The organism is Acinetobacter sp. YH12201, assembly GCF_013418145.1.
Lineage (GTDB): Bacteria > Pseudomonadota > Gammaproteobacteria > Pseudomonadales > Moraxellaceae > Acinetobacter.
This window is the reverse complement of the sequence record NZ_VPCP01000140.1, coordinates 1-3588: the sequence shown is the minus strand read 5'-3', so window position 1 is coordinate 3588 and position 3588 is coordinate 1. Positions and strand designations below refer to the sequence as shown.

General features: G+C 37.0%; 5 protein-coding genes, 1 tRNA gene and 2 pseudogenes. 3 read left to right on the top strand and 5 right to left on the bottom strand.

Going from position 1 to position 3588, the window contains the following annotated elements; genetic code table 11:
- Positions 1–127: 127 nt before the first annotated feature.
- Positions 128–328 (top strand): annotated as a pseudogene (locus FTU91_RS15845) (dihydropteroate synthase); the annotation flags it as partial.
- Between the two features lie 195 nt (positions 329–523).
- Entirely contained in the window at positions 524–838 is a 315-nt protein-coding gene (locus FTU91_RS15840; protein WP_180082816.1) for a DUF5713 family protein, read from the top strand.
- Positions 839–867: 29 nt separating this feature from the next.
- On the opposite strand, the gene FTU91_RS15835 is transcribed toward FTU91_RS15840, so the two are convergent.
- The 3 genes from FTU91_RS15835 to FTU91_RS15825 all read right to left on the bottom strand — a co-directional run bounded on the left by FTU91_RS15835 (position 868) and on the right by FTU91_RS15825 (position 2323).
- Positions 868–1260, bottom strand: a complete 393-nt coding sequence (locus FTU91_RS15835) for a hypothetical protein (protein WP_180082815.1) — start codon at positions 1258–1260, stop codon at positions 868–870.
- Positions 1261–1366: 106 nt separating this feature from the next.
- A tRNA-Leu gene (locus FTU91_RS15830) sits at positions 1367–1452 on the bottom strand.
- A 139-nt stretch (positions 1453–1591) separates the two neighbouring features.
- On the bottom strand, positions 1592–2323 hold the full coding sequence (locus FTU91_RS15825) for a hypothetical protein (RefSeq protein WP_180082814.1): 732 nt from the start codon (positions 2321–2323) through the stop codon (positions 1592–1594).
- A 299-nt stretch (positions 2324–2622) separates the two neighbouring features.
- On the opposite strand from FTU91_RS15825, the gene FTU91_RS15820 reads away from it, so the two are divergent.
- The gene (locus FTU91_RS15820; protein WP_086196266.1) at positions 2623–3129 is read left to right on the top strand and encodes a hypothetical protein; all 507 of its coding nucleotides are present in this window, start codon (positions 2623–2625) and stop codon (positions 3127–3129) included.
- 34 nt (positions 3130–3163) lie between these two features.
- On the opposite strand, the gene FTU91_RS15815 is transcribed toward FTU91_RS15820, so the two are convergent.
- Both FTU91_RS15815 and FTU91_RS15810 read right to left on the bottom strand, forming a co-directional pair.
- Positions 3164–3442, bottom strand: coding sequence for a hypothetical protein (locus tag FTU91_RS15815; protein ID WP_180082813.1), 279 nt, complete (start codon positions 3440–3442; stop codon positions 3164–3166).
- A 30-nt stretch (positions 3443–3472) separates the two neighbouring features.
- Positions 3473–3588, bottom strand: a pseudogene (locus FTU91_RS15810) (IS982 family transposase); the annotation flags it as partial.

The following is a 3588-nucleotide window of genomic DNA, read 5'->3' as shown; positions in this document are numbered from 1 at the left end:
TGTTCCACTTTAGATATTTGTTTAAGATGAGATGTAACTCATTGAAATGTGTCATCATATTCGTCGTCAGAAAACAAGTATTATGCCATTATTTCAATGAGTTATCTTTTTTTGTCGTGTACAAAGTCCAATTTTATCAGCACTTTCCCGAAAGCGTTTTATTGGCGAAGCTTTGGGGGGAGCAGATGCTCAAAATCGTGCGATGGGTTCTGTTGCTGCTCATTTATTTAGTATTCAACAGGGGGCCTGCATGGTACGAGCACATGACGTCAAGGCAATGAGTGATGCCATTAAAGTATGGCAGGCGATGAATAATCTGGGTGTATAACCTAGGTATATAAAAAAGCTCGATAAGGTATCGAGCTTTTTTAGTTTAAGGTGTAATTGTTGACTCATATTTAATTACTTCAAAGACATGTCAATAAAAATGGGGGAAATCACCTTTTTTATTGTAGCGTTTGGTAATTTTGTTGCTTTGTGTTATACAAGCTCGCTTTAATGCATGTCTTTTTTTGAGTGTTGTATGTTTGAAGATTTACTTCTCCCGATGTTTGATGATGAATATTATCCCGATATTCTTGTGGCTGAAGTTAAGCAGGCCATTAAACAGTTTGCAAAGAAAGTTGTAAAGCCTGATTTATCTGAAGTAGAAATTTATCATTTTGCTGCTGAAACTGTGGTTGTTATTAACAAGATGAAACCACAGTTTGAAGATCTTGATTCTTCCTTGGATGATACGGCAGCAGATTATATTGCTGAAGCCATGATGATGGTGGTGCAAGATAACGGTTATATGGATATTGAAATGGAAGAACTGGTATCGAATAGAGAGTGGTAAGTCACTCTCTATTTGTTAGTTTTGTATATTTAAAGTTTGGCTGGACTAGGCAAAAGATCGCTTAGATGGCAACTGGCCTGAAGATGAATTTCGGCAATCTCATCTACGATTAAATGAAATCTCTCGTTTTCAGTATAAGCCTGTGCTCTTAAATTAAGCCAAAAGTTCGGGGCTTTCCGCAGCAAGCTTTTAATCTGCTTTTCATCTTCTGGATGATTAAAGTGCAGGGGATAGGCATACTTAGCTAAAGTGCAATGAGTTAAAACAAGTTGTCCATGCTCTTCGTGAACGGTACCAGAAAATAAATCATAAACCTTTTGGCTCTGTGAGTTTTCAACCGCTACTATTGCGTGAGTCAAACTTGCGTTCATCAATATAAACAGGCTGATATACAGTAGGTAATACATTTTATTTCGCTTCATTTTTATTTTGTCTTTTTTATTGGTTTACGATAATTAAATTATTCAGGCATAAAAAAACCAGCTTATTGCTGGATATTTTATTGCACCATTTTAATATGTATTAAAGTGGTGCCCGAGGCCAGACTCGAACTGGCACGCTTTGTGGGCGGGGGATTTTAAATCCCCTGTGTCTACCGATTTCACCACTCGGGCATGTGCGCCATAATAGTGGAGGAAATAAAACTTGGCAAGTATCTTTCCGTGTATTTGCTTTCTTTTCAATCAATTCATGTGCTTATCGCTATAAAATAGGGCTTTGACTAAACTTTTCCTCTTAAAATGGTTATGTCATCTACATCAAGCTATCCAGATAGGTTTCGACATCTATATGCTTGTGTGTTTTGCACAGTTCATTTTCATAACGAATCAGCTGTATATGCAAATCGATAAACTGTTTTTCTTGTTGTTGTAGCTTATGAAGGGCCGATGAGTTTTTTCTCAGGAATAGGCTTTTTAACTGAATCTTTAACACCTGCTTATAGGCCCAAAAACAAATGCGGCGGGTTTCTTGCAGATAAAAATATTGCTCGTTTTGTGTACCTTCACGGAACATATTTTCTTTATAAAAACGAACAAAACCAAAACTCAAGGCAAAGAAAAAAAGAATAATTTGTAAAACTGTACTTTCAATATAAGCGATATTGATGGCTTGTAGCACAATGAGTACCGCAAGTTTAACCGGAGTATGGCGAAGTTGCTGATATAAAGAAGTAGAGCTATGTTTGATCTGTTTGATGACCACGGGCGTATAAAGCATAAACAACAACATAATGGCTAAAACAGCAATGCCTTGGGCACGAAAAGCATTAAATTGCGGAAATTGGCTAGCAATGAAATGACCCAAACTCATCGAAAGCGAGATAAAAATCATTGCGGCCAGAACCCAGGGAATTAGCTCCTTCAGTTCATCTAAAATTCCTTTAGTTTTGATCATGCTGTAAAACAAATAATTTCTTTTAAATGCTGCCGGGTACTGTTCCCGTAATTGATTTAAAAAAATTACCGTTTGTTTATTACTGATCATAAGAATTAAAGAAACATAAAAATTAGAGCTAATATAAAGGATTTGAAAGCATTTAACAGAGAAAAATCAGAAAATTACAGATTCTTTATTTCAAGGCTAAGCTCTGTTTATTTCACATACAGGCATGAGTTTTTAGCATATTCATAATAGCTGAGATGTATTGTGCCAATTTACTGAATCTTAGGGTCACGTTTTAAACTGCTAAATGATGAATCGAGTCGGGAGCTTAATTTTATTCCTGTATTCAGTGAGGAATTATGCGAAAATAGCCCTTTCTTATTTTTGTCCAAGGACAGTTTATGACTGATCAATCTCCTGAATCTTTAAGCGATATCGAAATTTTAGACATTTTACAGTCCATGAAAAGCGATGTGCTAAATACTGAAGCGAATGAGATGATCCGTAATGGGGGTAAAGCTGGTCGTCAAGAGGCACATAAAAATGCCCTGGTTGCTTTAAATGCCAGTTTTGAAAGCAAGTTTGTTGAAGCTGTCACTTTGGCCCTACATTTAAATGAAGCGCAAAGTAAAAAAATTCGTTATAAAAAAGACCGTATTCGTATTTTAAAAGCGCACGGCATTGATTACTTAGCTATTGATGGTGCCGAAACAGCACAGGTTTTATCACAAATTGCACAGGCCATTACCCGTGAAGATGCGACTGTGACTCACGACTTGCATAATATTTTCCCATTCTGGAAAGAAGGCTGGCCAATGGTGCAGTTCGACAATGCTTACAAGATTCTGGAAGATGACATTACTATTCACTATCAGGCAGTACTGGATGAACTGATCAGCAAGTACTAAGTATTTCGTTAAAAAAGCACCTTGTGGTGCTTTTTTAATCCCGGTAAATAAGAGAGAGCAGCCAGCTGATCGGAAGAATAAACATTCTCCACCAGCTCAGGAGTGGCCAGTAAAAATACTGACCCCAAGTCAAGGTAGAGTCAAAGCCGCGCCGTCTGCGTTCATGCGGATAGGGAATTAAAATAACACTTAGTAGCAGTAAACCCATTCCTATCAGTAACAAAACTGAATTTTGTTGCCGAGCAAAAAAGAAATAGAGCAGATAAATTCCCGAATAAAAACTGAGACAGGCCAGCAAAGCAGATAAATTCATCAGCGTACCTTTTTATTATTATAACCCTAGTTACGGATAAGCTAAATTTCTAACGACATGAATTTTTGGCTTATTCTTCTGACAGAGTTGATAAGCACATAAAGATGAAAATATGCCTGCTAGAAAACCGGAAATAGTCCGATGTT